We start from the raw sequence: 24870 nt of genomic DNA on the forward strand, positions 1-24870 counted from the left end.
AGAGGGCTTTTTGCCGTAAAAGTCACTCGCGCTCAAGGACTTGAGCGCACTGGATTCCTTTGACGAGCCGCGGAATGAGGGACGAGAGAGCGAGCTTGGCCGATAGTGCACGACTGCGGAATAGGAGAAATATCACCCCCCTATCCCAGCAGGCGTCCGAGCCAGTCCTTGTCGAGCACCGCCTCGAGTTCGCTGGCGACATCGTCGAGGGCCTTGTCGACACTCTCGCGGTAGTTGCTGCGATCGCCGGAGAGGCCGAAGCTTTGGAGGAGGCGGGCGCGGTAGGTGTCGCTTTCGAACAGCCCGTGCAGGTAGGTCCCCATGATACGGCCATCGCCGGAGATTGCTCCATCCGGACGGCCGTCGATGATGACGGGCGGGCGGGCGCAGTCGCTGCCGGTCGTCTCGCCCAAGTGGATCTCGTAGCCGCTGAGCGGTGCGTCATACTCCGTCGACCGCGCAAAGCTGTTGCGCACCGTCTTTTCCGGCGCCATCGACGTCTCGACGTCGAGGAGGCAGAGGCCGGGCGTTTCCAATACGTCGCCCTCGATGCCGAGCGGATCGCGGATAGTCGTTCCTAGCATCTGATAGCCGCCGCAGACCCCGATCACCCGTCCGCCACGCCGCACATGCGCCGCAAGATCGCGGTCCCACCCCTGCCTGCGGAAATGCTCGAGATCTGATATCGTCGACTTTGAGCCCGGCAGGATCACCAGTGAGGCGTCCGTCGGCAGCGGATCGCCGGGGCGTACGAAGACCAGGTCGACATCCGGCTCGGCCCTGAGCGGGTCGAGATCGTCGAAATTGGCGATGCGCGGCAACACCGGTACAGCGATCTTGAGCGCCCCCGCACCACCACGCGCCAGCCGCTCCAGCACCACGGAATCCTCCGCCGGCAGCCTTCCCGCCGACTTCAGCCACGGCACGACGCCGAAGCAGGGCCAGCCGGTAAAGCTGTGAATGGCCGCCAGCCCGTCGTCGAAAAGCGACACGTCTCCCCGGAACTTGTTGATGATGTAGCCTGCGATCATCCCCCGGTCCTCATCGGACAGAATGGCATGCGTGCCGACAAGCGAGGCGATGACCCCGCCCCTGTCGATGTCGCCGACGAGAACGACGGGAACGCCGGCTTGGGTCGCAAAGCCCATGTTGGCGATGTCGCCGGGCCTCAGGTTGATTTCGGCCGGCGACCCCGCACCCTCGACAATGACGAGGTCGGCGCCATCGCCGACAAGGGCAAAGCTTTCGAGCACCGACGCCAGCAATCTCGGCTTCAGCGCCTGATAGTCCCGCCCCTTGGCCTGCCCCCAGACCTTGCCCTGGACGATGATCTGGCTGCCCACCTCCGATTGCGGCTTCAGCAGCACCGGGTTCATGTGGATGGAGGATGGGACGCGCGAGGCGAGCGACTGCAGCCACTGTGCTCGACCGATCTCCCCGCCGTCGTCGGCAACGGCGGCGTTGTTGGACATGTTCTGGGGCTTGAAGGGACGGACCCGCAGTCCCCTGTTTGCGGCAAGGCGGCAGAGGCCCGCCACCAATACCGTTTTTCCGACATCGGAGCCGGTCCCCTGCAGCATGATCGCCCTGGTCATAGTCTGAAATTCCCGGTATCGGCTCGTCTTGAGCCCCTGCTGTACAGCCGTTCTGTCGAAATTATCGAGCGATGTCACCGCGCTTCGACGGCCACCTGGATGACTACTCTATTTGCGACAAACGATGACGACTTCGCTCGTTGTTTCGTGTCGACAACAGCATTATCTGCACGCCACATCACGCACAAGGCCGGGCTTCCGGCGCAGAGGATACCGGAATGCTTTTCGTCTTCAACAACAAGAATTCGATCCAGATCGCCTGGGGCTCGAAGGTCCCGTCGCAGAAGGCCGAAAGCCGCGCACAGGAACTGGATATCCGCAGCGGAACGGTTGGCGTCGTGCGCACAGGCTCCGCTGGCTGACACGCCAGACTGCACCGCTCGATCCATACCCTACACGCACAGACAAAAATCGCGCCGGCTGCAGGACAGCGCGGCGCGATTTATATACCGGAGGTCTTCGGCAGAGGCGCGAGACAGGCTTTCTCCGGGACGCAGTACCTGATCCGGAGAAACAGCGGTGTCGCCGCCTTGGCACAATCAATAGACGGACACGGTTACCGGATGGTTATTGAGACGTTAATTAAGAATGAATCGTGTTTTTTTTCGATTTTTTTCACGGCTCGCGCTCAGCCGTCGGAGGACGCGAATGGAATACAAAACGTCTTGCGCAGGCGTAGCAATTGAACTTTTCTCCATGTCCGCATTTTAGAAAGACCTTTTTTGCCTCGCGCATGCACAATTTGCAGCCAGTAGCCTCACCTCTCAGGCTATTTTGCAGGCTTTTCCGGCAGCCCAGCGATAGTCCCGGCATCTGTCCGCACATCCCCCCGGTTGATTTCTCCGCATGAATCCTTAGGCTCGATTTCAAGGTATGAAAAAGCGCGCGCCGGGGGATCTTTTATCCTCAGGCACAATAACAGCGGACATACCAAAGGGGACCGGCATAGACGCTTTCGGGCGGCTGGATCGGTGAAGCAGATACGGTCAGGGGTGGGCGCGCCACATCGTGGGCGACCTCCGTGGCCGGATGCACGAACGTGATCAACGGCAAGAAACTGGGAGAACTTTCACATGAAGAAGCTCATCGCTTCCGTTATATTCGCAGCAGGTACCTATGCGCTCGCTGGCTCGGCAAGTGCAGCGGAGTGCGGCGACGTCTCTATCGCCGAAATGAACTGGGCCTCCGCCGGCGTCGCTGCGCAGGTCGACAAGATCATTCTCGAAAACGGCTATGGCTGCAAGGTATCGCTGGTGACCGGCGACACCCAGCCGACATTCACCTCGATGAACGAAAAGGGCCAGCCGGATATCGCCCCGGAACTCTGGGTCAACGCCGTTCGGACCGCGCTTGACAAGGCCACCGCCGAAGGTCGCCTGATCGAGGCAGCCCCGCTGCTCAGCGACGGCGGTGTCGAAGGCTGGTGGATACCGAAATTCCTCGCAGACGCCCATCCGGACATCAAGACCGTGCAGGACGCCCTGAAGCATCCAGAGCTGTTCCCTGCCCCGGAAGACAAGACCAAGGGCGCCGTCTACAACTGCCCGTCGGGTTGGAACTGCCAGATCTCGACCGCCAACCTCTACAAGGCGCTTGGCGCCGAGAAGGAAGGTTTTGCGCTGGTCGATACGGGCTCGGCAGCCGGCCTCGACGGCTCGATCGCCAATGCCTTCGAGAAGAAGACTGGCTGGCTCGGCTACTATTGGGCACCGACCGCGATCCTCGGAAAGTACGAAATGGTCAAGCTGAGCTTCGGCGTTCCCCATGACAAGAAGGAATGGGACGCCTGCACCTCGCAGCAGGATTGCGCGGCCCCCAAGGTCAATTCCTATCCTGTCTCTGACGTCTTTACCGTCGTCACCAAGTCCTTTGCCGAAAAGGCCGGCGTTGCCATGGACTACGTCAAGACCCGCAAATGGGACAACGGAACCGTCGGCAAGGTGCTGGCCTGGATGACGGACAACCAGGGCACCAACGAAGACGGCGCGAAGTATTTCCTGAAGACCTATCCGGACATGTGGACCAAGTGGGTGGCTCCCGATGTCGCGACGAAGGTCAAGGCTTCGATCTGAACGATGCGACGGCAGGCCGGGAGGCCTGCCCTCACCTCTCGCCGCTGCAAGGATCGCGTCTCCCCCTTGGAAGCGCACGCACCGACGGGGTCACGCGACCACACTGCGTCCGCCTGAAGGCGGACAGGCGAGCAGACTGAGAACCGGCATCAGCACTGCACCACGGACGGCAATCTTGATAGCCACACGGATTGCGCGTCACTGCCCCGATAAAAAGGGCCCGGATAAAAAGGGGAATGTGATGGCTCTGCAATGTAGTTTTCTGCCGAATTTCCTGTGTAACTTCCCGGCGATCAACGACACGATCATCCGGGAAGGCCGCAAGAACATCGACGACGGCTTTCGCGGCATGGTGCGATCCTGGGGCGCTGTGATCGACATCGTCGTTCAGCCGCTGCAATGGTTCCTGAACTACCTCGAGTGGCTGTTCACCAACACGCCCTGGTTCATCATCCTCGCGGTCATGATGGCCATCGTCTACCTCGCCAGCCGCAATATAAAGATCGTCATCGGCACCGCCATTTCCATGGCCCTGATCGGCGTTTTCGGGCTGTGGAACGACACGATGATCACGCTCGCAATGGTCACCGTCTGCACCCTGATCGCCATCGTCATCGGCCTGCCGATCGGCATCCTCATGGCACGCTCCGACCGTCTGCAATCGGTGATCAATCCGACGCTCGACGTCATGCAGACCATGCCGAGCTTCGTCTACCTCATCCCGGTCGTCGTCATCTTCGGCATCGGCAAGGTGCCAGGCCTGATCGCTGTGGTGATCTACGCCGTGCCGCCGATGATCCGCCTTACCAACCTCGGGATAAGACTGGTCGACAAGGAAGTGCTGGAGGCAGCAGATGCATTCGGATCCTCCCACACCCAGAAGCTCTTCAATGTGCAGATCCCGCTGGCACTGCCGACCATCATGGCCGGCATCAACCAGACCATCATGATGTCGCTTGCCATGGTTGTCGTCGCCTCGATGGTCGGGGTGGGCGGTCTCGGCAAGAACACGCTGCAGGCGATCAACAACCAGTTCTTCACGGTTGGCTTCCTCAACGGCTTTGCGCTCGTCGCCATCGCCATCATTTTCGACCGTACCAGCCAGGCATACGGCAGGCGGCTGCAGAAACATTCGGAGGTGGTCCATGGCTAGTCACGCGATAGAGATCAAGAACCTCTACAAGATCTTCGGCCCCCGCGGCCGCGAGTACGTCGAGCAGGTGAAAAACGGCCTCGGCAAGACCGAACTCAACGTCAAGCACGGCCATGTGCTCGGGCTGCAGGACATCAACATCAACATGCCGGCCGGCGCCATCACCGTGGTCATGGGTCTCTCCGGCTCCGGCAAGTCGACGCTGATCCGCCATATCAACCGGCTGATCGACCCGACCGCCGGCGAGGTGCTCTACGACGGCGTCGACGTCTGCAAGATGACCGAGAGCGCGCTGCGCGAATTCCGACGCCACAAGACGGCGATGGTGTTCCAGAAGTTCGCGCTGCTTCCCCACCGCACTGTGATCGAAAACACCGTCTACGGCCTCGAGATCCAGGGGGTGCCACGCGCGGAGGCGCAGAAGAAGGGCCGCCACTGGATTGCACGCGTAGGCCTCGATGGCTTCGAGAACCACTTTCCGAACCAGCTGTCGGGCGGCATGCAGCAGCGCGTCGGGCTTGCGCGGGCGCTGACCAATGACGCCGATATCCTGTTGATGGACGAAGCCTACTCGGCGCTCGATCCGCTGATCCGCGTCGATATGCAAAGCGTGCTGCTCGACTTGCAGAAGGAACTGAAGAAGACCGTCGTCTTTATCACCCACGATCTCGACGAGGCGTTGCGGCTCGGCGACAGGATCGCCATCCTGCGCGACGGCAAGGTCATCCAGCAGGGCTCCGGCCAGGACATCGTCCTGCAGCCCGCCGATGAATATATCAGCGCCTTCGTCAAGGAAGTGAACCGCGGACGGGTCATCAAGGTGCAAACGGTGATGAAGCCGATCTCCGGCGAAGGCTCGTCTATGCGCCTTGCGGGCGACATGACACTGGAGATGGCTGCGCGCCAGATGACCGGCGCCAACCAGACGGTGGCCATGGTGGTCGACGCAGCCGGCAAGCCGATCGGCTCGCTCGATCTGCACAGCATCATCCTGGCGATGGTGACGCCGACCAGCCACACCGTCCCGGAAGCAAAAGCGGCGGCCTGACGCCGCCGCTGACGATTTACGATTGAACAGACGCGATCAAGCGGCCCGCAGCAATGCGGCGCCACTTCTCGCTGTTACTTTCCGCCGCCAAAGGCACGGCCCTCGGCGAAGTGCGGCATGACCATACTGTCGAAGGTCTTCAATGCCGCGCCGATGGCCTGGTGCATGTCGAGATAGCGGTAGGTACCGAGCCGGCCGCCGAAATGCACATTGGCCTCCGCATCCGCCCGTGCGCGGTAGCGCAGGAACACATCCTTGTCCTGGCGCGTGTCGATCGGATAATAGGGCTCGTCCTTGCGCTGTGCGGAACGCGAATATTCGCGCACGACGACTGTCTTTTCGTTCTGGTAGTTCCGCTCCGGATTGAAGTGGCGGAATTCGAGGATGCGGGTAAAGGGCACATCCTCGTCGGCGTAATTCATGACCGCCGTTCCCTGAAAATCGCCGACATCCAGCGTCTGCTGTTCGAAATCGATCGTCCGCCACCCAAGCTCGCCCTCGGAATAATCGAAATAGCGATCGATCGGGCCGGTGTAGATGATCGGCAGCCCAGCCGGCATCTGGGGCTTGATGTCGAAGAAATCGGTACCGAGCATCGTCTGGATATGCGGCGAGGCCAGCATGCGATCAAAGATGGCGGTGTAGCCGTCTTTCGGCAGGCCCTCATAGGCATCGTTGAAATAGCGGTTCTCGAAATTGTAGCGCACCGGCAGCCGGGTGATGATGTGTTCAGGCAGGTCGCGCGGGTCCGTCTGCCACTGCTTGGCCGTGTAGCCGCGAATAAATGCTTCGTAGAGCGGCCGGCCGATCAGCGAGATCGCCTTTTCCTCGAGGTTGGAAGGGTGCTTGCCTTCCATCTCAGCCGCCTGCCCGGCGATCAACGCCCGCGCTTCGTCGGGCGAGAACCGCTTGCCGAAGAACTGGCAGATGGTCGCAAGGTTGATCGGCATCGAATAGGCTTGGTCGCGGTAGCTCGTGTAGACCCGATGCTTGTAGTCGGTGAAGCCGGTGAAGCGGTTTAGGTAATTCCACACCGTCTCGTTCGGCGTGTGGAACAGGTGTGCGCCGTAGCGATGCACTTCGATCCCGGTGTCCTTGTCGAACTCGCTATAGGCGTTGCCACCGATATGATGACGGCGATCGACGATCAGCACATTCTTCTTGAGGTCAGTCGCCACCCGCTCGGCAATGGTCGCTCCATAAAATCCGGCGCCGACGATCAGCAGGTCGATATTGGAAAAATCGGTCATAGTGTCTCAGCACCTTAGCGGAAGGTCCGCATCCCTTCATCGGGGCCCCGGAGGGCTGTCGGTATGGGGGAAGCGGTCACCAGTGAAACGGGCCCCGGGTGAAGGCCAGCGGCTTTCAAATCGATCGGATCGAAGCTGCAGGCCTTCCACCTTGGCGGCTTACCAAACGCCCTGCATCTTGACGGGCGTGTAGCGGTAGGAGTTGAACAGTGCGGCTTGCTCATCGACAGCCGCCTGAACATTGTAGGTTGCACCTAGAGGCCTCGTATGGGCCACCCCTACTGCATCGATGATAGCCATGCGGTTTGCAGGGCGACCGAGGAACGCAGGCCAGAGATGGTCGAGGCCGTAGCCGGACTCCGCATCGCGCATCGAGCCGATGCAGATCTTCAGGGCAGCCTTGGAGAAGATCGGGCACATGATCTCGATGAAGCCCTCATGCCGCAGGAGGCTGTTCGGCCGCTGGATCGTGATCGGATGGTTGGGGAAGCAACCCGGACCCTGCTTGAGCGACGGCTGCGCCAGTTCCAGTCCGTGCTTGCGGGACAGATGAAACATCCGATTGACGGTATCGCCATCGCAAAGCAGGTCATCATCCGGGAGCCAGACGCGGTCGTAACCCCAGAGCGGACTTCCCTCGTAGAACAGGTCGGAAATCAGCCTGAACTTCTTGCGCTTCGGAAGGTGGGCCAGATATTCAAACGGGCTATCGACGACGGGATCTTCGGCACCGTAATAGCCGACGCACAGATCCCAACTGCGCGTCGCAGCATCCAGCCCGTCGAACCAGCGAGGATGCAGCGACTTGGAGTTGGCGGGGACAACGACGAGGTTGGGACGCTTAGGGCCGTTTGCCGGCTGCACCAGGAACTTTGCGTTGCGCTCGTCCGACAGTTGCGTCGCAAACATCGGATGCTCGGGGTGGGGTGTCGACGTGAGCATGTAGATTGCAACGACACCGTCTACCACGCCCCTGCCTGCCAGCAATGCTACCTTAGATCCCTCCATGCGGGAGACATTGAAGACGATCGAAGGCAGACCGGTCTCGTCGATGAAGCACAAGAGGCCATTGACGACTTGCCAGTAATCCGTCGACGCATTGAAAAAATTGCCAACCAATCCGCCCGGAGCCAGCACGAGGAATGGCGACAAGGTGCCGCGTTCCAGGTCGGCAAACTGCCAGAACGTTCCGGTCAGCATTTCTTCCGTTACCGGATCGGATTCGCTCAACCCAGCCAGAAAGTCTGAAGCTGTGTTTTCTCTTGTCGAAGCCAGCATATTCACTGTTTCTTCCCCTTCATGTCCCACCCCTGCTCGGTCTGTCCCGATCGTAGTTTCTTGAGTGATTTACGAAACTCGTCTCACTTCGTGGCGTTCGCCACGCATGTTGGTGATCGTCAGCGCCTTACCGTCTTCTGCGGGGTCGAGCACGTCGACCATTTTGGATTGCATCCAGCCGACAGCTGCCCTGCCGTCCGTCATCGGGAACCAAGAGGCGACGATCTGCCCCTCGATGGTCACGGAGAAGTCGTTTCCGAAGGTCACCCGCTGGCCCGAATTTGTTTGCCACGTGCCGACGACGACACCGAGATACGGAAAGTAATTCGCCGCATTCGGCACGTTGGTGATGACGCAGACGAGCTGGTCCGGACGGCCCCGCCGGGGAATGATAGCGGCGATCTCGTAGGTCGCGCTGACCGTCTTGAAGAGGCCGAGCCACTGGCCGGGATGGAGCACGGCGCAATGGCTGTGACCGTCATCGTAGCAGGCGATTACATGGTAGTTGAGACGGGCGCTGTCGTGGAGCTTGGCAATCAGGGCCGGCAGCGCATCCGGGGTGAAATGCTCGAGGACATCGGCAGAGCAGCAGATGTCGGCGCGCGGCAATGCATCCGTCAGCACGTTGGTGCTCTGGAAATGCACATTCGACGGCAACTGCCCGAGAAGCGGCGAACGCGCCCAGTCGAGGCCGATGACATTGCGGACCGATCCGGCAATAGCGCGCAGGAACCGTCCATTGCCACAACCGACTTCGGTCAGCGTTTCCGGCCGGGCCGACGCAATGACGGCTGCATGATCGACAAGCCAGTTATTGTTCTGGTAGCCGGCATCACCGTCGTGGAGACGCTGGTAGTCCGCCGCAGTAACGTTCCTGGCAGCGACATTCCGGTCGAGACCCGCCGCATATCCAGACTGCAGCAACTGGCTATCGACAAGCCGCCTGGCATCGGGATCGGCACGCAGCGAGACAGCCAATTCCGCGAATCCGGCAAATGTAGCCCGTGCGACCTTGGTCATGATGTTGTCGCCGACGCTAGCAGCCAGACCGGCGCTATGCATGACAAATGCCGTCTGCGCGGCTAGGTCGCGCTCGATGCCCTGCCCCTGTGCAGCGACACTTTTTTCAGCGGGCGAGTTCCGCCAGTTGCCAGCCTGAGCTGCATTCCTCTCGTTAGCCTCGGCCAGCTGCGATTTGACGGTACCAAGCTCTCGCCGCAACATTTCGACATTTGCATGCGTCCTAAAAAGTTCGTCGCGCTCGCCGGTGAAGATTGGCGGCACGTGCCGTACCCTGCCGAGCAGAGCCTTTTCGATGCAGCGATCGATGGTTTGACGGTCTTCGATCGAAAAACAGCAGTTGTCCAGATAGTAGGACACAAAGCGTGCTGCCCGGCCTTCCTCTGGCTGCGAGCGGTGGGTAAAGGCTGCGTCGAGGTCAGCGAGCGATCCGCACGGAAAGCCGCCCAGCTCATACTCGCTGGATGCGAAAGTAAAGACCGCCTTTTCGTAAAGCAGAGCCTCCAGTCCAACGCCTGAATTGGCGACAATGACCGCTTCGCACTGCTCCAGATGCCGATGGATGGAAGCCGTCGAGACCATCACATTGCGGTGCCGAGCCTGCACCTCATCGAGGGTTCGGATAACGAGACCATTGGTGCATTGCGGATGCCGCTTGACCACAAGCAACCGCCCGGTGACATCGGCCTGAGCCGCGGCATGGCGCAGAACCTCGAGCGGATCGATACGACAAAACTGCGCGACGGGATCCTCGAGCAACTGCATCGGGAAGTAGACAAAGGGTCTGCCTGCATCGAAAGCTTCGCCCGATTGTTCGTACTTCGAGGTATTGCCGGCCCTGAGAGCCATCACCAGCGCCTTCACGCGGCGTCGGGCGGCCTCGGTATTGACCGCGTCGATACCTTCCGCATGCAGCTCCGGAAACCGCGCAAGTGAACTCCAGCCGGAAAAACCATTCTCGTCGAAGGAATACCAGCCGACGATCGGCGTTTCCTTGATGCGCCAGATATTCGGACCATCGCCGACCGAGTGATACGAGATGGTGATACCGCCGTTCGGCGGGCGCCTTGGGGCCAGATGCGTCCCGAATGGCACGATGGAGAGATTGGTCGTCACGCGGCGGCGACCGAGGCCTGCGCAGAGTTCAGAGAACATCTTGCGATGACGGTCCCCGTCGGCTTTGACGGTAAACCAGAATTCCGGAACCTCGAGGTCCACCGGCACAGACGCAACGTCCGGCGCGAATGATCCATCCAGCAACGGCTTGTTCGGGATGCCGGTATTCCAGGCAACTGTGGTGGGCATCGAGAATCCTTTGATGTCTGATCTGTTGTCAGAGGATTCCAGCATTAGCTTGCGCCAGCCTGTTCGGCACACGCATGGAGAGTCTCGAACCCCGCCTCCAGCCCCACGAAAGCAATCGCTTCTATGCAAGCGCAAAGCCTGCTGACTGGAGAACCCGATGTCCCTCAATGAACCGCTGATCCTGTCGATATGCGTTCCGACCTATAATCGGCAGTTCCTGCTCGAGCGGAACGTCACCTTCCATCTCGATGCTTTCCGGCGGATCGGCATCCCCTTCGAGATCGTCATCGTCGACGACTGCTCGACCGATGATACTGCGGCCTACATTGCCTCGCTCGCCGACCAGCCGGAGATCTCGGCCTTCCGCCGCGCGACCAATTCCGGTTTTCTCAGCAACTATGCCTTTGCTATGCAGCGCGCCCGCGGTCGCTATGCTGTGTTTCTCGGCGATGACGACCTGCTCATTCCGGAAAAGGTCATCGAATATCTTCGGTTGATGGAGGCGGACAGCGAGATCGGCGTCGTACAAGCTCCGTGGCTGCTGGTCGATGCGCGGCCCGGCGGCGGCGATATGTCGCCATTCTACCATGTCGCCTCCCCGACCAGGCATCGCAAGGGCGACTTCCGCGCCCTCCTCGATTTCATCATCAACGGACACATCTTTCCCGAGTTCATGATCATCCGCCGGGAAGTGCTGCTGCGGTCGATCTCCAGCCCGACGCCCTTCATCTTCTGGGCCTTCCTTTACACGACACGGGCGCTGGACAAGGCCGATATCCTGTTCATGCCGGAGCCGTTCGCGCGCGTCACCGCCGTCTCGGACGATCCGCGCCTGCAGCAGGGCAACAAGGAATGCATGTTCCAGTGGGACAGCTATCGGGGGGGACTGGAATATCTCGCCTCGCAGGCGCTGCGCACGCCGGATGTGCCACCGGACTACCGCGCTTCGCTGATGTCCCGCATCACCGGCTTCATGCTGCAGCGCCAGGCGGTTGCCTTGCGCCTGCACGTGTCGGCGAAGAACTGGGTCGAGGCCTACATCATGTATCATCGCATGGCTGTCTATCAGCCGCAGCCTCTCACGGCCGATGCCTATGGCCAGATCTGCAAGCTCGCAGGCATCGTCACCGCAGCCACGGAGGCCGTCGCCTTCAACGGCGAACCAGCGATTCTCGATCCGGTTATCAACGATACGACGCTCAGCCTGCTGCCGGAATCGATCCAGCAAAAGCTTACCCGCGACCAGCCGACCGGAATGGACGGCGACCGCCCCCGCGCCTACCTGCGGTTCACACCCGAGTTTCCCGAGCACCACGGCGCGAAGGATGGTATCTTCGATATCATGAATTACATGGCGCAGTTCGTCTGACCCGCATTTCCCAGCCATTTGAGAGCATGATCACCATGACGACAGCCTTTGCCGACCGCGACGCCATCGCAGCCAGACTTGCCACCCTGGCTGACGCCGACCGCTCCGTCATCGCCCTGATCATGGAAAATCCGCTACAGGATATCAGCCTGATCGAGGGCCTGCACTGGCACCTGGATCAGGCCTCTAAAGCCAAGTTCCTCAACAGCATGAAACTCGAAACTCTCGGCGAATGGCTCGGAAATGCCGCACCGGCCCGGCTGCAGATCCGCCTGTCCGAAGTGGCAAAATCCAGCCAGCACCCGTCATATGCGGCGTTCAGGGCCGGCCTGACGCGATCGGGCGGTCTAGAGCGCGCTTTTCCGAAGGTCTGAACGGCTTTCAGTCAGGCATGACAGCTGTCACGGCGATGATCGGCCCGAGCGGAAATGCGCTGTCTTCCCTCTGCCACTCCGGCACATAGAGGCTGGAGATGCTGCCGTCCAGGAACAGGGCGTTGCGGCAGCCGAGCACGTCGCGAAACAGCGTGGCGAAATCGTGAAAGCGCACCTCGCCGTCGGACACCGCGAACACAGCTTTTCCATCCGCATCGACGCCGACGCCGTTGCGCCTTTTGAGGCTGGTGCTGTCGATCAGGAACGACGGGTGAAGCGCCCCGTCGATCACTAGCATCGGTCCCGATTGCGTGGCGTAGAGCGGCTCGATACCGGCGGCGGCAAACGCCTTTGTCTCCATGACGCCGACAGCGCCGGGCTGGATGTAGAACACGCCGTTCGGCAGCAGGCGGAAATTTCCCCAGCCTGTGCCGGTGTCGAGCGCCTTCTGCTGACTGCCGCCTTCGACATAGAGACCGACCGGGCTCTGGTCAGGCTCGTACATGCCACCGTTCATGGCAAAGCGCAGCGACAGCCGGTCACGCGCCAGTGCATCGCGCAGCGCCGCGAACGAGCCGTATGGCTTTCCGGCACTATTGTTGGAAAACAGGCGGATGTTGTCTTTTGCTGGGTCGAAGCTGCAGACGATGTAGCTCGCCCCGAGATGCTCCACCTTGCGGCAATTCCCGCCGGTCACCGGTGTCTCGGCCATGACGGGCGTCGAGACGAGCCCTGCCAGAATAATCAACCATCGAAACAAACGTCACGCTCCCCGGCAACAATCAAATTCAAGACAAGAGATGCGGCGGGAGGAAGGTGACTTCAAGGGTTGGCCCGGTGCACATAGTGGCGAGCCCGAATAGTGACCCGGATAATGAAGAGGTAAAAATAGTAAGATGTCGGCCGCGACACGCCTCGCAGCCGACAGAATTCTTCAGTTTACTGAGCTGCCTTTTTGACAGTGTGGCCAGCCGTCTGGGTTGCGTTGACCGTGTTGGCAGTGTCCTTGCCCATGCCTTTAATGGTATTGGCGCAGGATGCGAGAAGCATCAGGGAAATGCAGGCGACGCCGACTTTTGCGATGACGGAAGAAGACATGATTAGCGGTCCTTCGTGAATGGGTTTTTGACGACAATAAGGCAGAAAGTAAACCTTCCGTGCCCAAAACGCGCCACATTGAAAAAGGTTCACATAAATAACGACGTGGATGCGGCGCCAGCCAAAAGCCTGTGAGACAGGGCCTCAGGCCGCCCGCGCCATCTCGCCGAAAGCATGCCGGATGCTTTCCGCGACAGCCGCTATTGGTCCCGTGACTTCGCGCGCAGTCAGCAACCGGATATCGAAAGTCGTCAATTCCGGCAGCCCTTCTTTCGCGCCGAGTATAGCCATGTCTTCGGTGACGTAGGAGCGGGGCAAAGGCGCCACGGCGAGATCGGACACGACGGCCGCGCGTTGGGCAGTGGTATGGGCGCTGAGGAAGGCTACGCGATAGTTCCTTTTCGCCTGCTGCAGCTGGTGGATCGCATCGGAGCGCCAGATGCAGCCGTCCTCCCAGATCGATATCGGCAGAGGATCCCGGCGATGGGCCGTGCCGCATTTCGCACCGGCCCAGACAAGCCGCTCGGTGTAGATGACGTCACCCTCCGTCGGGAATGGCCGCGTCGAACAATTGATAAGCGCCAGATCGAGTCGTTGTTCCGCGAAGCGCTTCTTGAGGGCTAGGCTCATGTCGACCACGACGTCGACCATGATGCTGGGATAGCTTTGCGAGAACCGCTTCAGGATGCTCGGCAGCAACCGCTCGCCTATGTCGTCCGGCGCTCCGAGCCTGACGACGCCGCTCAGTTCCGGCATGATGAAACGCGACACCGCTTCGTTGGACAGCGCCAGCATGTTGCGCGCGTAGGACAGCAGCATTTCACCATGTTCGGTGAGGCTGACGGAACGGGCATCGCGCAGGAACAGGACGACACCGAGTTGCTCCTCGAGCTTCTTGATCTGCATGGACACCGCTGATGGCGTGCGATGGACGGCCTCGGCTGCCGTTGAGAAGTTGCCGGTCTCGGCAATCGCCACGAAGGTGCGAAGGACATCGTTGTCGAGCAACGGCACGGATCGGCGCAGCGGAACGTTCATCGACGCATCTTTCAATTTTTCTGATTTATATAGCGATATCATTTCGTTTTGCTGACTGTCAATAAGCTTCTATAGCATCGGTCTCACCACCACCTTGAACAGCAGAGGAACGAGCCATGATCCGCTCATACCTATCCGATGTCATCGATCACTGGACCAACAGTCGAGACCGCGCGCTGCGCCAAACCAACGCTGCGACCCTCAGACAAATGTCCCACCTGCCCCCACATCTTGTAGCTGACGTCAACGCGCGCGGCTTTCCACCCGACACCGCCCTTCCACAAACCGGAACAACGGCAACCGTCAACTTTTCTTATGGATGCTATAAAATCTATTCGTTTGAATGATGAGTGACACAGGCCCATATCAGCGTGACCAACATCAACACAACCAAAAGGAGATCAATCATGACCACCATCAGCTATAGACGCCCTTCCCACGGGCGCCCGTCGTTTATCCTCTTCAGCGGCACGCTTTCCCGCCTGTCCGCCTACGTTCTTTCGCTGGCCGATCGCTGGTCTGAGCATCAGGCTGCCAGGCAGATCGAAGCGATGCCATTCGACATGCGCAAGGACTTCGGCTGGCCTGCTGCCGACATTTCGAGCGACCGCAAATGATGCGACAAAATACGACATTTCCGGTCGATTTCAGGGCGACGCTCGGCTGATTAGCAGCGTCGCCAATCCAACCTTCAGTAATATATTAATCGTTATATTTCATGGACTTATGAGTCTTACCAGATCCTATATCGTAAGCTTCTGCCTTGACTTTTTTTGACAAATCATAAATCTTTGACGTGACGCAAATAAGCCTTTGTGGCCATCATCTTCCATGAGACTGTCGCTTTCAGACTAATTTTCTGCTGAAATCGATATGAGGAACGCGGGCATGGTGGTAGCGCAGCATCAGGTGGAGCAAGGCAAGACGCCCGGCAAGAAACGCTCGATCGTTTTCTTCCTTATCCCGCACTTTACGATGCTGCCATTTGCGGCAGCGATCGAGACATTGCGCATTGCCAACCGTATGCTTGGCTATACTGCCTACAGCTGGCGACTTGCCTCGACCGACGGCGACAAGATCTATTCATCGAGCGGCATTGGCATCGAGGTCAACTCGTCGCTGGCCGATGAGCGACGTTATCTGGGCGGAGAGAGCCGGCCCAGTATGGTGCTCGTCGCCTCCGGCATCTATGTCGAGGAGTTCCAGAACAAATCTGTCAATGCCTGGCTAAGAGAATCCTACAACCGCGGCGTCGCCGTCGGAAGTCTCTGTACGGGCGCCCATGTGCTCGCCCAGGCGGGTCTCCTGAACGGCAAGCGCTGCGCAATCCACTGGGAAAACCTGCCGGGCTTTGCAGAAGCCTTTCCTCAGGCCGAAGTCTATGCCGACCTGTACGAAGTCGACAGCAATCTCTACACCTGCGCCGGCGGCACGGCCTCGCTCGACATGATGCTCAACCTGATCGGCCAGGATTTTGGCGAGAACCTGGTCAACCGCGTCTGCGAACAGGCGCTCACAGACCGCGTCCGCAGCCCGCACGATCGCCAGCGCCTGCCGCTCCGCGCACGGCTCGGTGTGCAGAATGCCAAGGTGCTGGAAATCATCGAGGTGATGGAAAGCCACCTGTCGGAACCCTTGTCGCTGCTCGACATCGCCGACGACGCCGGCCTGTCGCGTCGCCAGATCGAGCGGCTGTTCCGACAGGAAATGGGCCGTTCCCCTGCCCGCTACTATCTCGAGATCCGCCTCGATCGAGCAAGGCACCTTCTGGTGCAGTCGTCGATGCCGGTGGTCGAAGTCGCCGTCGCCTGTGGCTTCGTCTCCGCCTCGCACTTCTCGAAGTGTTATCGCGAACTCTACAACCGCTCGCCGCAGCAGGAGCGGGCCGAGCGCAAGCTGACCATGTCGAACGTCCGCACCGGCGTCGTCATCTGAAGCCGGATAACGGCTACCGTCCCTCTTCCGCCGCCATCCTGGTATCGGAGAAGACGCGATTGCGCCCGCGGTGCTTGGCCATATAGAGAAACTGGTCGGCAGCGTTGAGGTAATTCTCGAACGTCTCCTGGGCGTTGATCGACGCTATGCCGATTGACACGGTCACCGACAACGCCTCGCCGTCTGCCTGGATTTTCAGGCCAGAGATATTTTCGCGCAGTTCCTCGCAGAACTCGGTTGCGACGGATGAGTCCATGTCCGCGAACAGGATGGCAAATTCTTCGCCGCCGATCCGCGACAAGAGGTTGCGGCTGCCTTCCAGAAACGTCTGCAGCCGTGTCGCGACCGCCTTCAGCACCTGGTCACCGATCTCGTGACCGTAGGTGTCGTTCAACCGCTTGAAATGGTCGATATCGAGGATACCGATGGATGGTCGTGTCTCCAGCCTGAGACAGTCATTGGCAAGGCGCGGACCCTGATCGAAGAAGTAACGCCTGTTATAGAGGCCGGTGAGATAATCGACGGAGGCGGCGGCGCGCAGCTGGCGCATTTGCGACAGCGTGTCGATCACCCGGCTGATCCGGTATTTAAGCTCTTCGGCAACGAACGGCCGACGCAGGAAATCCGTGGCACCAGCTTTCAGGTACGCCGTTGCGGCCAATCGGTCGTCCGACGCAGATAGGCCGATGACCCGCAGGCGATCGGAATTCCGCCTATGGGTGATCTGCCGTGTCAGTTCCCATCCCGTCCCGTCCGGCAGCGCATCGTCGATCAGGACCAGCTCGATCTCGGAATACTGATCCAGCGCCTGGATAGCGGCAGCACCGCTCGCTGCTTCATAGACCTCGAAGCGCTGCATCTCGAGACTGTCGACGAGCATCTTCCGGGCCACGGGCATCGCGTCCACGACGAGCACCCTCGTCTTGCTGTTGGTAATCGAACGACGCACAGAAGCCACGAGATTGTCCGCCGCCTGCGTATTGTCCTTCAGTACGTAGTCGATAATGCTGCGCTCCATCAACCGGTCGCGCATGTCGATATCGGCCGCTGCGGTAAAGACGATGCTCGGCACCCTTTGGTCGAGGAGCATGTCGAGTGCTTCGCCGTAGGCAGCATCCGGCAGATTGAGATTGACGATGGCCAGGCTGAAACCGTGATCGCTGGCGCGAATCGTCGTTTCCAGCGTCTTCATGGATGTACAGAGCGTGACATCGAGATTGAGCTCGATGCGGAAACGTTGGGAGAGCATCGAGCCGAACATGCGCGAATCCTCGACCAGGAGAACCTTCTGGCCGCGTCTCGCCGCAGGGCTCAGGTCCCGCGAGAATTTTTCGAACAACAGGTCGCTCATTGCCGGCAGTCCCTCCGGCAATGGGACAGGCCCACGTTCTGCGTGGGCAGCGGGACAGTCAGCAGATTACGACAGGGATTTATGAACACCGGGGTCCAACAGTTTGTAACTAGTCACCGCGAAGTGGGCATGAACGGGCCCCGAAGCGCCCGTTCTTTCTCAGGCATAGGCCTTTTGCTGGCGCATCGACTGGATCTGCAGCAGGGTATCGAGGTTCTGGTTGACCCTGCAGTAGAATTCCTCGTCGATGAACGGCCGCAATATGAAGTCGTTGCCACCGGCCTTCAGGAAGCGGGCCGACAGCAGCCGATTGGTCGACGACGACACGCCGATGATCCGCAGCTGATGCGAGCCGATGCTGGAGCGGATGCGCCGCGTCAGCTCGAATCCGTCGATGTCGGGCATGTTGTAGTCGGTGATCATCAGGCCGATGTCAGCATTGGCCTTGAGGATTTCCAGCGCCTTGGATCCGTTCTCGGCAACGCTGACGCGGAAATTGTAGCGCTTCAGGCGGCTGCTGAGAAGCGCGCGCGCTGTTGCGCTGTCATCGACGATCAACACATGGTGGCGGTGATTGGTCAGGAAGCGACAAACCGATTCTGCCAGCAGGTCGACCGCGAAGATGTTGTCTTTGAGGATGTAGTCGACGATATCCTTGGCGAGCAGCGCGTCGCGCATGCCCTCATGGAAGGTGCCTGTGAAAACGATTGTCGGGATGCTGAGGTCGGTCAAGTATTCCAGCGCCTCGCCATTCTCGGCACCCGGAAGATTGATGTTGGAGATCGCCAGCTTGATCGGCTCGGGCGACTTATCGTAGGCGAGCTGCAAATCTTCGAAGTTGCCGCAGATCTCGATCTCGATATCGAAAAGCTCTTTCAGCCTCTTGCTGATCATCGCGGTAAAGACATGCGAGTCTTCGGCCAGAAGTATGCGAGCCCCCGCAAAGGTCCCACCCGAATATTGCATTCCGGAAATGCCTAAAAATGCCATGACTAACCTTCGATGAGACCTCACTGACCGAAGAATAAGGCAAAGCATTTGAGTTTGTGTTAATTTTGCGACGACTTATGTAAATCACCATTCAGCTGCAGCAAGTCTGCAGCATTACAGAGTAGATCAGGACTGCACTTCAGGTTTGCCATCGACTTTACGCCGGCTGGGCCTGGTGCGTGTCTCCGCTGGCACCGGCGCTTCTGGCGGCTGGATCGGCGGCTCGACGATGTCATCGGCCTTTTCCGTGCTTTCAGGTAGCGTGGCTTCCACCCGCTGTCTTTCCGCGCGACGGCTGATGTGCAATTCCTGCTGCGGGTAAGGCATGTCGATGCCTTCCTTCTTAAAGCGCTTCAGGATGGCAATGCGCAGGTTGTTGCGGATAGGCATGCCATCGGAGAGGTCAGCCAGGTAGAACCGCATCTCGAAGTCCAGCGACGACGGACCGAAGCGGAGGAACTCGACGTGCGGCTCCGGGTTTTTCAGCACTTTGGGCACTGCCTTGACCAGTTCCAGCAGGATTGCCATTACCTGCTCCGGGTCGCAGTCATAGCCCACCGAAACCGGGATTTCGGAGCGCGCGAGCCTATTACGGTGCGTCCAGTTGCCGACCGACGCATTGATCAGCTCGGAATTCGGCACGATGATCGATTGCTGGCGAAAGGTCTCGATCTCCGTCGCACGGACGGAAATACGCTTGACGATACCCTCCGATGTCCCGGAAACGATCCAGTCGCCGACCTTGAACGGCCTCTCGACGAGAAGAATGAGGCCAGAGACGAAATTGGAAACGATGTTCTGCAGGCCGAAACCGATACCGACGGACAGCGCACTGGCAACCAGCGCAAGGCTCGACAGATCGATGCCGGCAGCAGAAATGCCGATGACGGCGGCAATCGCCACGCCGAGATAGCCGATGCCGGTCTTGACCGAGTTGCGGACGCCGAGATCGACCTGGCCACGCGCCATGACCGTGCCGTCCAGCCAGCGCTGGAACCAGCGGGTAACGAGGTAGCCGCCGATGAAGAACAGGATGCCGGCAAGGATACCGACGAGGGAGATCCTGATGCTGCCGAGCCTTATCTCGGTGAACAGCCGATAGAAGAAGATTTCCAGATCCTGAACGTGGAACCCCCACGACAACAGGATGAGCGGGATGCCGGTCATCAGCGCGAAGACATAGATTGCCAGTCCTGCCACGAGGCCCGCCTGGTCGAGCATCGCGGTGCTGATGCTCGCACGGCTCTGCAGAAACCGGCCGACCGATGTCTCGGGGAAATTCTCCTGATCGGACACTGCCTTGCCGAGCAGGATGCCGAGATACATGGTGACGAGGACGGCGCTGGTGACGATCAGCTGCAGCGCGATAAAGCGGGCGAGCCCGACATAGCCGATCACCGCCATGAAGATCAGCGCGGCACCGATGACCCTCAAGATGATGGCGAGTCCGTGCGGCCAGCGTCGGCCCGGAGCCTCGGGATCGCCGCTTCTCGCAAGCATCGGCTTGCCGAACGACACGGCGATGAAGATCAGGCCGATGATCATCGCTGCAGAGAAGCTCTTCGCGACGGTGACGATGACCGGCGAGCCCATCGATTCGCTGATGCGATTGAGGACGAAATCGAGGCCATTGACGATGGCAATGGCGAGCAAGCACCAGCCGACGGATCGAGCGCCCTTGTTGGAGAGCTTCACGAGCCGCCAGCTGGGCTCGAACGGCGCAAAGACGGCGTTGACGAAGCTTGCTACGAAATAGACCAGCCCGACGAAGCCGAAAACTGCTGAAAACACCGGCGCGATGTCCGGCCGCAGCACATTGAAAGTCTCGAGGAAAAAGAACGAGAGCACGAGAAAGGCAGCCACCGACAACGCCCGGATCATCGTCGACCAGAACGCGATGGAGAGCCGGCTCATATAGGAGGGAGCCTCGATCGTCTCGTCACGGAAGAAGTATCGCCCGAAAAGCCGGTACCCCCCGGCCATGAAGATCAGCGCTGCGGCAAGGGACAGGAAAACAGCTGTAAACAGCGGGATCCGTTTGAATTTCCAGACGAACGTACCCCAGCTCGAGAGAGCGTTGCGAAAGTTGACAGCCTCCTGCACGAGCGCCTGGCCGGCGTCGTCGAAGGTCGACAGCGAGAGTTCGGTACGGCGAAAGAGGGTATCGGCAAAAAGGCGCCGTCGGAGCTCGGTGATCTGACCGGACACCCGATTGGCACTGGCCGTCAGATTGTCGGCATCGCCCATCACCACGTTGATCTGCGCGATCGCAGACGTCAGCTTTTCGCGTTCCTGCGTGACGATGGGAGCCTCTGCAGGCTGGCCCTCTTTCGGCGGCGGGCCGATCTGCGTCAGTCGCGCCGTCATTTCGTCGGCCCGTGGCTTCAGGCGCCCCGAGATCTCGGCCGCGGCACGGGTGAGATCGTCAGCCTTTCCGGCAAGGACCACCAGCGCATCGTCATCGGACGCGCCCTGTTTGACACTGTCCTCGAGGGAGGAAAGCTGTTTGCGAGCCTGGGCGATCTCGGCAGCCGTTCGATCGAGGCCGTTGGCCGCAGGCGGTTGCTGTTTTTGCTGGGCATCCGCCGACGGCGCGTCCGGCTTGGTCGCATCGGGCTTCGCTGCATCGGGCTTGGGCGCGTCAGGAGCGGGCGCAGCCGCTGGCGCTGGCGTTGTCTCGGGTGACGATGTCGCCGGAGCCGCCGACTGCTGCGCGCGTGCCGGCAAGGCAACCGCAGTCGCTGACACGGCCAGTGTCAGGAAAAGGACGGAGATCGAATTCAGAAGTGGTCGCAAGCGTCTTCCCCAGGGCAACAGGTCAGTTGGCGAGATCATCGTCATCGCTTGTAAAGCAAACCAAGGCGACAGAAAGGCAACCTTCACAGCACTTGCGAGTCGCGCGCCGCATCGATCAGTCGATAGAGAAATTCAACATCGCCCGCGTGCCTTGGCGATCGGGAGCGTAGAGAATGCTGGACTTCAGGCTGGATGCCATCGCCGTCAGGATCTTGGTCCCGAGCCCTGTGCCCTTGGCCGGAGCCGTCCGGTCGAAGCCGACGCCGTCGTCTTCGACATGCACGCGGAGGCCACCCTGGCCAGTCTGGTCGACAACCACGCGGATTTCACCGGTCTGACCGGCGGGATAGGCGTACTTATAGGCGTTGGTGACGAGTTCGCTGATGATCAGGCCGAGCGTGATCACCTTGTCAGTCGACAGTATGACATCGTCGCACTCGACCTTCACACTATGCGGCCGCTGCTCGTCGCGCATGGACGCCTCGAGTTCGGCAAGCAGGCTCTCCAGATATTCCTTCACCCGGACGGTACCGACCTCGTGGCTGGTGTAGAGCCGCCGGTGGACGCTGGCGATGGCATTGATGCGGATCTGCGTTTCCTGCAGCGCATCGATGGTCACCTGATCCTTGGTGACGGAAGCCTGCATGCGGATCAGCGCGGCCACCAGGCCGAGGCTGTTGGCGATCCGATGGTTGACTTCGGAGAGCAGTAGCTCGGCGCGGTCGCGTTCATGGCGGATCACCGCCTGAGCACGCAACGTGTCACGCCGAAACCGCGCCCGCTCCAACCCTTGGGCCAACGCTGCGGCCAGCAGGTCGAAATAATCGGACGAAACACCCTTCATGACATAGTCGTCAGCGCCAGCCTTCAGAGCGGCAACCGCAACGCCGGCATCTCCCGACCCGGTCGCGTAGATGACCGGCGGGTGATCGGCACCGGAGACGATGCAGGGCAGCAGGTCCAGCCCCGTTTCCCCTTCGAGGAAATGGTCGAGGACAATCGCGTCAATGCCACCTTCGGCAAGACGCGCGAGGCCGGCAGCGCCGTCCTTCGCCAGATGAAGCTCGTAGCCGCGACGCTGCATGTTCTTGCGCGTCAGCACGCCGAGTGCTTCATCGTCGTCTATATAGAGAATATGGATCGCAGCATCCGCCGCAGCATCCAGCTCTATCATTCCACCTCCGGGATCTTCATGACGGCAACGAACATGCCGAGCTGCTGTATCGCATGCACGAACTTGTCGTATTGCATCGGTTTGCTGACATAGACATTGGCGCCGAGGTCGTAGCAACGGGCGATTTCGCGCGGGTCGTCGGTGGTCGTCAGAACGATCACCATTGCCCGCCTCGTGTGCTCGTTGGCCTTGACCTTCTGGAGAATATCCAGCCCGCTCATGTCGGGAAGGTTGAGGTCGAGCAGGATGAGGATGGGCTGCCCACGCGAAGGCTCGCCACTGCCATCCTTGCCAAGCATGAAGTCGAGCGCATCTCCGCCTGTGACAAAGGGCACAATCTCGTTGGTGACGCCGGCGCGACGGATATTCTTCTCGATCAGCCGTGCGTGGCCTTCATCGTCTTCGATCATGATGATCTTGACGGTATTCGGGGAACTCATCATTTCGAATCTTCTCTTTTCAATCGGGCCATATCGGCAGCAATCTTAACTTCGAACGTTGTCCCCTGCCCCAGCTCGGAACTAACGGTAACATCTCCGCCGAGACGCCGGGCCAGCGCACGAACATGGGCAAGGCCAACGCCGTCGCCCGGCATGTCCTGTCTGCCCGAGCGCCGGAACAGTTCGAAAATCCTCTCCTGGTCGCCTGCAGCGATTCCCCGTCCATTATCGCTGATTTCGACGCTCGCGAACATACCGTGGCGCCTGCCGGAAATGGAGATCTTACCGCGCCGTGAGGGGTCCAGGTACTTGATGGCATTGTCCAGCAGGTTGCCGACGATCTGCTGCAGAGCTAGCCGGTCGGACTGCACCTCGGGAAGCACGCCTTGTATATCGACTTCGATCTCGGCCTCGTCGAGCCTGTGACGGAGCGTACCCAACGTGTCCTCGACCAGCTCCGACAGCTTGATCCGATCGCGGTGCAGTTCGCGGTTTCCGGCCCGCGCGAGCACAAGGATCTGGTTGATCAGATTGTCCATCCGACGCATCGAAGTCCGAATGAAACCAAGCGCTTCAGGGATATCCGTGTCGACGGCCTCGATGGCCGCACGACCTTCGATCGTTGTGAGATCGGCATTGTTTTTCTCGAGGTATGACTTGAACACCTGTGCGGCACGATCGAGCTCCTCCGTGAAGCCCATGATGTTGACGAGCGGAGCGCGCAAATCGTGGCTGACGATGTAGGCGTAGGCCTGCAGCTCGTCGTTTGCCCTTTGCAGCCCTTGAGTGCGGGCTACCACGGTCTCTTCCAGCGTTTCGTTCGCACTGGCAAGCTGCAGTCGTGCCGCCTCGATCTGCCTGTGGTGATCGCGGATAAGCTTGAACGCGCCGGCGGCTAGTGCCACGAGCAAGGCCGCACTGACGGCAATGATCGCCGACAGTGACGTTGTCGATGCCCTGAGCGAGGCGATATGGTCGCCCGAATTGACGACGCCGCGCTGCTGGATAACATTGATCTCATGACGGATTTCATCCATCAGCTCGATCCCGACATTCGATTCGACCAACGCTATCGAACCGGCAGTATCGCCGGCGGAACGCAGGTCCACCGTGCGTTTCATCTCCGCGAGCTTTCGATCCATGAGGGATCTGAGATTGTCCAGCGAAGACTGGGGAACGCCGATTTCGAGCAGGCGCGGCGTGAGCGCGGCGATTTCGGCCGGGATCGACACTGCGGATTTTGTGAACGGCGCAAGATAACGCGCATCGCCGGTCAGAAGATAGCCGCGCTGTCCGGTTTCGGCGTCCTGCGCCGAACTCAGCAGGTTGAGCACGCGATTGTTGAGGCGGCTTGCATCGACAGCGCTGTCCGCCTCCTCCGCCGCACGACCGCTGAAATAAAGGGCGCCGAGGACAACAAGGAGCAGCGTTATCGCGCCAACGGTCAGGATCGCAGGGATGGAACTGGAAATCGATTTATTGAAACGTATCATCTTCGCTACGATGCACCCATGCCGACCGTTATCAGGCCAGGCCAGACGAGATGCGCCTGTAGCGACGCCACCGATCCCTTCGGGAACGCCC

The 24870-nt window shown here is 60.0% G+C and carries 22 protein-coding genes; 9 read left to right on the forward strand and 13 right to left on the reverse strand.

All coding sequences use genetic code 11. From position 1 onward, the window contains the following. Positions 1–140: 140 nt before the first annotated feature. Positions 141–1595, reverse strand: a complete 1455-nt coding sequence (locus PR018_RS08465) for a cobyric acid synthase (RefSeq protein WP_142823098.1) — start codon at positions 1593–1595, stop codon at positions 141–143. Between the two features lie 218 nt (positions 1596–1813). On the opposite strand from PR018_RS08465, the gene PR018_RS08470 reads away from it, so the two are divergent. The 4 genes from PR018_RS08470 to PR018_RS08485 all read left to right on the forward strand — a co-directional run bounded on the left by PR018_RS08470 (position 1814) and on the right by PR018_RS08485 (position 5868). Continuing rightward, the gene (locus tag PR018_RS08470; protein ID WP_162854764.1) at positions 1814–1957 is read left to right on the forward strand and encodes a hypothetical protein; all 144 of its coding nucleotides are present in this window, start codon (positions 1814–1816) and stop codon (positions 1955–1957) included. 711 nt (positions 1958–2668) lie between these two features. Next, positions 2669–3667, forward strand: a complete 999-nt coding sequence (locus PR018_RS08475) for an ABC transporter substrate-binding protein (protein WP_142823099.1) — start codon at positions 2669–2671, stop codon at positions 3665–3667. A 241-nt stretch (positions 3668–3908) separates the two neighbouring features. Next, positions 3909–4820 (forward strand): ABC transporter permease, encoded by a 912-nt coding sequence (locus PR018_RS08480; RefSeq protein WP_111222951.1) that lies wholly within the window; start codon positions 3909–3911, stop codon positions 4818–4820. Beyond that, positions 4813–5868, forward strand: coding sequence for a quaternary amine ABC transporter ATP-binding protein (locus PR018_RS08485; RefSeq protein WP_142823100.1), 1056 nt, complete (start codon positions 4813–4815; stop codon positions 5866–5868). The genes PR018_RS08480 and PR018_RS08485 overlap by 8 nt, the downstream gene beginning before the upstream one ends. 74 nt (positions 5869–5942) lie before the next feature. On the opposite strand, the gene glf is transcribed toward PR018_RS08485, so the two are convergent. The 3 genes from glf to PR018_RS08500 all read right to left on the reverse strand — a co-directional run bounded on the left by glf (position 5943) and on the right by PR018_RS08500 (position 10721). Beyond that, the gene (glf, locus tag PR018_RS08490) at positions 5943–7118 is read right to left on the reverse strand and encodes a UDP-galactopyranose mutase (RefSeq protein ID WP_142829186.1); all 1176 of its coding nucleotides are present in this window, start codon (positions 7116–7118) and stop codon (positions 5943–5945) included. A 159-nt stretch (positions 7119–7277) separates the two neighbouring features. After that, positions 7278–8348 carry a DUF707 domain-containing protein gene (locus tag PR018_RS08495; protein WP_142823102.1) on the reverse strand — a complete coding sequence of 357 codons (1071 nt, stop codon included), beginning with the start codon at positions 8346–8348 and terminating at the stop codon, positions 7278–7280. A gap of 117 nt (positions 8349–8465) precedes the next feature. Then, complete coding sequence (locus PR018_RS08500; protein ID WP_161990935.1) at positions 8466–10721, reverse strand: capsular polysaccharide export protein, LipB/KpsS family; 2256 nt, start codon at positions 10719–10721, stop codon at positions 8466–8468. A gap of 157 nt (positions 10722–10878) precedes the next feature. Between PR018_RS08500 and PR018_RS08505 the strand changes: the two genes are divergently transcribed. Together PR018_RS08505 and PR018_RS08510 are read left to right on the forward strand one after the other, a co-directional pair. Further along, positions 10879–12090 (forward strand): glycosyltransferase family 2 protein, encoded by a 1212-nt coding sequence (locus PR018_RS08505; RefSeq protein WP_142823104.1) that lies wholly within the window; start codon positions 10879–10881, stop codon positions 12088–12090. 35 nt (positions 12091–12125) lie between these two features. Next, positions 12126–12464 (forward strand): hypothetical protein, encoded by a 339-nt coding sequence (locus PR018_RS08510; protein WP_202617097.1) that lies wholly within the window; start codon positions 12126–12128, stop codon positions 12462–12464. A gap of 7 nt (positions 12465–12471) precedes the next feature. Here PR018_RS08510 and PR018_RS08515 read toward each other — a convergent pair whose 3' ends face one another. From PR018_RS08515 to PR018_RS08525, 3 genes are all read right to left on the reverse strand, one after another. Continuing rightward, positions 12472–13176, reverse strand: coding sequence for a phosphodiester glycosidase family protein (locus PR018_RS08515; RefSeq protein WP_202617116.1), 705 nt, complete (start codon positions 13174–13176; stop codon positions 12472–12474). A gap of 227 nt (positions 13177–13403) precedes the next feature. Next, positions 13404–13562 (reverse strand): entericidin domain-containing protein, encoded by a 159-nt coding sequence (locus PR018_RS08520; RefSeq protein ID WP_142823106.1) that lies wholly within the window; start codon positions 13560–13562, stop codon positions 13404–13406. A 144-nt stretch (positions 13563–13706) separates the two neighbouring features. After that, positions 13707–14642: a LysR family transcriptional regulator gene (locus PR018_RS08525; protein ID WP_202617096.1), complete on the reverse strand. Its 936-nt coding sequence runs from the start codon at positions 14640–14642 to the stop codon at positions 13707–13709. Positions 14643–14716: 74 nt separating this feature from the next. On the opposite strand from PR018_RS08525, the gene PR018_RS08530 reads away from it, so the two are divergent. From PR018_RS08530 to PR018_RS08540, 3 genes are all read left to right on the forward strand, one after another. Continuing rightward, the gene (locus tag PR018_RS08530; protein ID WP_142823108.1) at positions 14717–14947 is read left to right on the forward strand and encodes a hypothetical protein; all 231 of its coding nucleotides are present in this window, start codon (positions 14717–14719) and stop codon (positions 14945–14947) included. Between the two features lie 60 nt (positions 14948–15007). After that, positions 15008–15217 (forward strand): hypothetical protein, encoded by a 210-nt coding sequence (locus PR018_RS08535; RefSeq protein ID WP_142823109.1) that lies wholly within the window; start codon positions 15008–15010, stop codon positions 15215–15217. Between the two features lie 271 nt (positions 15218–15488). Continuing rightward, positions 15489–16535 carry a GlxA family transcriptional regulator gene (locus PR018_RS08540; protein ID WP_142823110.1) on the forward strand — a complete coding sequence of 349 codons (1047 nt, stop codon included), beginning with the start codon at positions 15489–15491 and terminating at the stop codon, positions 16533–16535. A gap of 13 nt (positions 16536–16548) precedes the next feature. On the opposite strand, the gene PR018_RS08545 is transcribed toward PR018_RS08540, so the two are convergent. The 6 genes from PR018_RS08545 to PR018_RS08570 all read right to left on the reverse strand — a co-directional run bounded on the left by PR018_RS08545 (position 16549) and on the right by PR018_RS08570 (position 24779). Then, complete coding sequence (locus PR018_RS08545; protein ID WP_142823111.1) at positions 16549–17886, reverse strand: GGDEF domain-containing protein; 1338 nt, start codon at positions 17884–17886, stop codon at positions 16549–16551. A gap of 159 nt (positions 17887–18045) precedes the next feature. Next, positions 18046–18876 carry a response regulator gene (locus PR018_RS08550; protein ID WP_142823112.1) on the reverse strand — a complete coding sequence of 277 codons (831 nt, stop codon included), beginning with the start codon at positions 18874–18876 and terminating at the stop codon, positions 18046–18048. Positions 18877–19002: 126 nt separating this feature from the next. Next, complete coding sequence (locus tag PR018_RS08555) at positions 19003–21711, reverse strand: mechanosensitive ion channel family protein (protein WP_142823113.1); 2709 nt, start codon at positions 21709–21711, stop codon at positions 19003–19005. Positions 21712–21787: 76 nt separating this feature from the next. Beyond that, positions 21788–22846 carry a histidine kinase dimerization/phosphoacceptor domain -containing protein gene (locus PR018_RS08560; RefSeq protein ID WP_142823114.1) on the reverse strand — a complete coding sequence of 353 codons (1059 nt, stop codon included), beginning with the start codon at positions 22844–22846 and terminating at the stop codon, positions 21788–21790. Next, a complete protein-coding gene (locus PR018_RS08565; RefSeq protein WP_374108266.1) occupies positions 22843–23289 on the reverse strand; it encodes a response regulator in 447 nt (148 codons plus the stop codon). Before PR018_RS08565 ends, PR018_RS08560 begins: the two co-directional genes overlap by 4 nt. Further along, positions 23286–24779 (reverse strand): sensor histidine kinase, encoded by a 1494-nt coding sequence (locus PR018_RS08570; RefSeq protein WP_142829190.1) that lies wholly within the window; start codon positions 24777–24779, stop codon positions 23286–23288. Before PR018_RS08570 ends, PR018_RS08565 begins: the two co-directional genes overlap by 4 nt. Positions 24780–24870 lie beyond the last annotated feature (91 nt).

The sequence above is a fragment of the Rhizobium rhododendri genome (assembly GCF_007000325.2).
GTDB lineage: Bacteria > Pseudomonadota > Alphaproteobacteria > Rhizobiales > Rhizobiaceae > Rhizobium > Rhizobium rhododendri.

Bases quoted from the DNA above. Each gene is read 5' to 3' on its own strand.
- PR018_RS08465 (WP_142823098.1), bottom strand. From the start codon at position 1,595: ATGACCAGGGCGATCATGCTGCAGGGGACCGGCTCCGATGTCGGAAAA.
- PR018_RS08470 (WP_162854764.1), top strand. From the start codon at position 1,814: ATGCTTTTCGTCTTCAACAACAAGAATTCGATCCAGATCGCCTGGGGC.
- PR018_RS08475 (WP_142823099.1), top strand. From the start codon at position 2,669: ATGAAGAAGCTCATCGCTTCCGTTATATTCGCAGCAGGTACCTATGCG.
- PR018_RS08480 (WP_111222951.1), top strand. From the start codon at position 3,909: ATGGCTCTGCAATGTAGTTTTCTGCCGAATTTCCTGTGTAACTTCCCG.
- PR018_RS08485 (WP_142823100.1), top strand. From the start codon at position 4,813: ATGGCTAGTCACGCGATAGAGATCAAGAACCTCTACAAGATCTTCGGC.
- glf (WP_142829186.1), bottom strand. From the start codon at position 7,118: ATGACCGATTTTTCCAATATCGACCTGCTGATCGTCGGCGCCGGATTT.
- PR018_RS08500 (WP_161990935.1), bottom strand. From the start codon at position 10,721: ATGCCCACCACAGTTGCCTGGAATACCGGCATCCCGAACAAGCCGTTG.
- PR018_RS08505 (WP_142823104.1), top strand. From the start codon at position 10,879: ATGTCCCTCAATGAACCGCTGATCCTGTCGATATGCGTTCCGACCTAT.
- PR018_RS08510 (WP_202617097.1), top strand. From the start codon at position 12,126: ATGACGACAGCCTTTGCCGACCGCGACGCCATCGCAGCCAGACTTGCC.
- PR018_RS08515 (WP_202617116.1), bottom strand. From the start codon at position 13,176: ATGGCCGAGACACCGGTGACCGGCGGGAATTGCCGCAAGGTGGAGCAT.
- PR018_RS08520 (WP_142823106.1), bottom strand. From the start codon at position 13,562: ATGTCTTCTTCCGTCATCGCAAAAGTCGGCGTCGCCTGCATTTCCCTG.
- PR018_RS08525 (WP_202617096.1), bottom strand. From the start codon at position 14,642: ATGATATCGCTATATAAATCAGAAAAATTGAAAGATGCGTCGATGAAC.
- PR018_RS08530 (WP_142823108.1), top strand. From the start codon at position 14,717: ATGATCCGCTCATACCTATCCGATGTCATCGATCACTGGACCAACAGT.
- PR018_RS08535 (WP_142823109.1), top strand. From the start codon at position 15,008: ATGACCACCATCAGCTATAGACGCCCTTCCCACGGGCGCCCGTCGTTT.
- PR018_RS08540 (WP_142823110.1), top strand. From the start codon at position 15,489: ATGGTGGTAGCGCAGCATCAGGTGGAGCAAGGCAAGACGCCCGGCAAG.
- PR018_RS08545 (WP_142823111.1), bottom strand. From the start codon at position 17,886: ATGAGCGACCTGTTGTTCGAAAAATTCTCGCGGGACCTGAGCCCTGCG.
- PR018_RS08550 (WP_142823112.1), bottom strand. From the start codon at position 18,876: ATGGCATTTTTAGGCATTTCCGGAATGCAATATTCGGGTGGGACCTTT.
- PR018_RS08555 (WP_142823113.1), bottom strand. From the start codon at position 21,711: ATGATCTCGCCAACTGACCTGTTGCCCTGGGGAAGACGCTTGCGACCA.
- PR018_RS08560 (WP_142823114.1), bottom strand. From the start codon at position 22,846: ATGATAGAGCTGGATGCTGCGGCGGATGCTGCGATCCATATTCTCTAT.
- PR018_RS08565 (WP_374108266.1), bottom strand. From the start codon at position 23,289: ATGATGAGTTCCCCGAATACCGTCAAGATCATCATGATCGAAGACGAT.
- PR018_RS08570 (WP_142829190.1), bottom strand. From the start codon at position 24,779: ATGATACGTTTCAATAAATCGATTTCCAGTTCCATCCCTGCGATCCTG.